The organism is Rickettsia sp., from assembly GCF_965035265.1.
This window is the reverse complement of record NZ_CBCDJS010000112.1, coordinates 1-3,782: the sequence shown is the minus strand read 5'-3', so window position 1 is coordinate 3,782 and position 3,782 is coordinate 1. Positions and strand designations below refer to the sequence as shown.

The following is a 3,782-nucleotide window of genomic DNA, read 5'->3' as shown; positions in this document are numbered from 1 at the left end:
AAGATTCCATTCAAGTATTGGGTATAAAAAACCTATGAATGTTTATCTGGATTACGTACAACATTATGAACAAATAGCAGCTTAATTTTAAGCAACATTACCAAGTACATTGTTCATATATTTTGTCTTGATTTTTCAGGCCATTATACCTGAAATTGTTGAAGCGATCCCTAAAAAACTTGGTCCTGCTAAGTTTAGTGAGAAAGGAGTAGGTATAAGGTATGGAGATGGAGTAAATGGAATAAGAATAATGAAAGGAGACCCTAAAGCCCCTTTGCCTTATCAACGGGAAACATATATGACCGTTTATGATAAAAGTCTTAGGATTAGCAAATATGGAAATCAACTAAAATATAACGATGGTATGAAAGCTACTGAAGTCATAAATCCTGTTACAGGTGAAATTATTGAAGTAATACCAAATCTTAAACCAAGTCAAATAAGTGAAGCACATATTAAATTAAAAGATATTAATTTAGAAGAATGGATAAAAAAATGGACAACTTTCACCAAGCCTTAAAATTAAACATCATGCATTAAGGATAGAAATAAAAGGTTCCTTTGAAGAATTAGCTAACTTAAAGAAACAAAAAGTTGAATGGCTTAAGGATTCATATAAATATCCCTATGGGTACTGGAGCAGTCTAATGTTTTATGCTTTAGAAAACTTATATAATGATTGTGAATTACATGAATACAAGAAAGAAAATATAGGAAAATATTTTTACAATGAAGAAGAAGCAAAACAAGTTTATGAGTTTTGTAAATGGTTTGATGAATTAACAGAAAATATAGGAGAAAATCAACCTGATGCCTCATATCTCAATCACCCCGAGTGGCATAAGGTCTATAGCGGTGCAAAGAAACTTTTTGATTTAATGGATGCAAATGATAAGAAATATAATTTTAATGAAGAATACGAAGAATATTATAAACTTCAATTTCCTAACTATGGTAAAGAACAATAGCTATTAAGAGAGCAAAGAATTTAGTAGTTGAGAGTTTGCAGGACGTAATACAAGAACGGATGTCAGGAATGCAGATGAGCGTTGGCTTTAATAACGCCGGAACATATAAAGAGCTAGGCGGCAAGGCTGAAGTAGCTAGCCGTAGTGCTGCGTGGACAAAGGCAGTAGGCAGCATAATCGGTACGCAAGTAACACATGTAGTAGCGCAGCAGACTCTAGAGATTGCAGGCGGTTTAATTGCTAATGCTGAGGTAAATCCTGATGGCAGCTTGACTGATAAAGGCAGGCTTTACGTTGAAGCAGGTAGCATAGTAGCAAAGCAGCTACACGACTACGATAACGGCAAGAGCTTCGGGCTTGGAGTCACCTTAACGAAAAAAGCAGGTAACGACGGCAAGCTCAAATGGGGCGTCGGTATCCCTGTGGTCTGCGGCTTTAATGAGCAGTCACGAGATATTTTACCGGTTATCGGCACGGGTGAGATAAAGCTAACCGGCGGCGGTAATCTACCTCCTGAACTAAGCCGCAACGTCAACAGTCAAATCGGCACTACCACCGGTGAACAAGCGTCCTTACGTGCCACTGTCCCTGTGAGTGATATGGTGGAGTTTATCTCTTCTGCCCTGCGTGGTACTGCTGTAGGTGCAGGGGATGATGGTGATGTTAGGGAGGAATTTGAAGAAGAGCAAAATCTAACGGAGCAAGAAAAAGAGAAATTATTAGAAGAAATAAAAAGTGACTTAAATACTTTACCTAATAATATGACTCAAGCAGAAAAAGCTGAACTTGCTGACATAAAAAGAGCGTTTGAAGAAAAATATGAAAATAATCTACCGCAAAATGTTAAAGAAGAACTAGCAATAATCACTTATAATTTAAGTAAAAAATTAGAGAGTCATCCTGAATTAACAGAAACTAGGTTAGCAATGGGGCGGCTTATGCCGCTACCACCACCGCTTATAGGTTTGAACGAGCAACCTATGTCATATAGTGATGTTGGGGCTGCATTACTACAGAATAGTCCGAGTTCTTATTCAACAAATATAGTAGAAAATGCCTATTTAAATAAACAAATTACCCCTTTACTTATCATACTTGATAAACTTGGTTTACTTGAAAAAGCTATCATTTTGTGTTTTCAAGGTTTAGGAAGCGATGATATAATAGAAAGAAGTAAGCATGGGAATAAAGGTAGCAAGCCTACTACCTCGGCACATAATGTCAGCAACAGTGCTTCTCTGCCGGGAGGAGATCCAGATGATGACGATCCATTTGCTCATTTTAAAAAGAAAGAGGAAACAGATTTTTATGAATGCGAACAATCTGAAAGTCTAGTATGGAAAGAATTAAGGTTTTATAGAAAAATTGAAGGGAAAGCAACTAAAACAAATGGATTAACCGGTAGAAATCTTAGATATTATCAATGGGATAATTTACATAAAGAGATTGAAATGTATGATCGTCATGGTCAACCGATAGATGCATTAGATCCTGTAAATGGTAAAGTAAAAATGAAAGATGTTACAGGTCATAGACCTCTAAAACTTAATTAATAAGTAAGGAAATATAATGTATTGTTGTAAAGATATGAAAATATTCTTATCAGAACCTAGAGACCCTATAAAGTATGATCCAGTGTTTAGAGAGTATTATATTGAAATAAAAGGGAGTCTTAATATTATTACTATGTCCTATTGTCCTTGGTGTGGAAAAAATTTACCTAAAAGATTAAGACATGAATTTTTTGATATATTAGATGAACAGGGAATAGAAACTGATATTGGAGAGTATACAAAAGATAAGCGTATTCCTCAGGAATTTCGTACTGATGAATGGTGGAAGAAGCGTGGATTATAAATTTTCTTATTAGAAATTGATCTGCAAGGCGACGGTAGAGTTAGCGGCATTCGTATACAGGCAGCAGAAGTAAAAGTCAGAGCAAAAAATTTAGTAGTAGAGAGTTTGCAGGACGTAATACAAGAACGCATGAGTGGTATGCAGATGAGCGTTGGCTTTAATAACGCCGGAACATATAAGGAGTTAGGCGGCAAGGCTGAAGTAGCTAGCCGAGATGCAGCTTGGACGAAAGAATTATCAAAAAAATTACTTTCCTCTATTAGTGGTACGATAAATATATGATAAACAAGTTTAGTAACTAAAAGAGCAAATGTAGAAATTAAATTCATTTTTAGATTGTAATATAAGAAATACTATGCCACTGTTGATTGAATTAATTTAACAATGGTAACAATATGTTTTTTCAATCAATAAATTTATCCTTTCTTTTATTTACGGCACTTATAGCTACAGTTGTAACTTTTATGCGTAAATTATCTTTTTATAAACAACAAATTATTAATAAAGACTTAAAAATAATACCAGCTTATTTAGATAAAATATTTTTATACAAACTTCTTAATAATAACCGTGGCAGCTATTTGGCACTTGAAGAGATTAGACAATATTTTCGGCTAGATGAATTAAGATTATTAACACGCATAGAGCTTGAAAATGATTGTAAATTAAACAAGTTATTTGAAGATGTTTTAAACTGTTCTAACGATAATTTTGGAACAACTGTAATAAATAGAATCGAAAACAATATTATTCATAAGTTATTTGTATTTTCAGAAAAAGATAAAATAAATGACCAAATAGAACAAATGTATATAGTAAATCATATAGTATTAGGTGCAATAATAAGATAATATACAAGGAAAAATGTCAACAAGTCCATATAGTGAAGATTTAAGGAAGAAAGTAATAAATTACCTAAAGAAAGGAAGGAGCCAAAAGGAAGCATCAGAAGTTTTT

General features: G+C 33.9%; 7 protein-coding genes. All 7 read left to right on the top strand.

Annotation, left to right across the window (positions count from 1 at the left end):
* The first annotated feature begins 127 nt into the window (after positions 1-127).
* Positions 128-520 (top strand): hypothetical protein, encoded by a 393-nt coding sequence (locus AC1Z7D_RS06420; protein ID WP_482602975.1) that lies wholly within the window; start codon positions 128-130, stop codon positions 518-520.
* A gap of 1 nt (position 521) precedes the next feature.
* Positions 522-968: an SCO4402 family protein gene (locus AC1Z7D_RS06415; RefSeq protein ID WP_482602977.1), complete on the top strand. Its 447-nt coding sequence runs from the start codon at positions 522-524 to the stop codon at positions 966-968.
* A gap of 35 nt (positions 969-1,003) precedes the next feature.
* Positions 1,004-2,521, top strand: coding sequence for a hypothetical protein (locus tag AC1Z7D_RS06410; RefSeq protein WP_482602973.1), 1,518 nt, complete (start codon positions 1,004-1,006; stop codon positions 2,519-2,521).
* 16 nt (positions 2,522-2,537) lie between these two features.
* Positions 2,538-2,825 (top strand): DUF6980 family protein, encoded by a 288-nt coding sequence (locus tag AC1Z7D_RS06405; RefSeq protein ID WP_482602971.1) that lies wholly within the window; start codon positions 2,538-2,540, stop codon positions 2,823-2,825.
* 105 nt (positions 2,826-2,930) lie between these two features.
* On the top strand, positions 2,931-3,107 hold the full coding sequence (locus tag AC1Z7D_RS06400) for a hypothetical protein (protein ID WP_482602969.1): 177 nt from the start codon (positions 2,931-2,933) through the stop codon (positions 3,105-3,107).
* 113 nt (positions 3,108-3,220) lie between these two features.
* Complete coding sequence (locus tag AC1Z7D_RS06395) at positions 3,221-3,676, top strand: hypothetical protein (RefSeq protein ID WP_482602967.1); 456 nt, start codon at positions 3,221-3,223, stop codon at positions 3,674-3,676.
* A 13-nt stretch (positions 3,677-3,689) separates the two neighbouring features.
* On the top strand, positions 3,690-3,782 hold a 93-nt coding region (locus AC1Z7D_RS06390; RefSeq protein ID WP_482601266.1), incomplete at its 3' end, for an IS630 transposase-related protein.

What these genes read in the sequence shown, in the direction of transcription:
- AC1Z7D_RS06405 (WP_482602971.1), top strand. Translation starts at nt 2,538, where the DNA reads ATGTATTGTTGTAAAGATATGAAAATATTCTTATCAGAACCTAGAGAC.
- AC1Z7D_RS06395 (WP_482602967.1), top strand. Translation starts at nt 3,221, where the DNA reads ATGTTTTTTCAATCAATAAATTTATCCTTTCTTTTATTTACGGCACTT.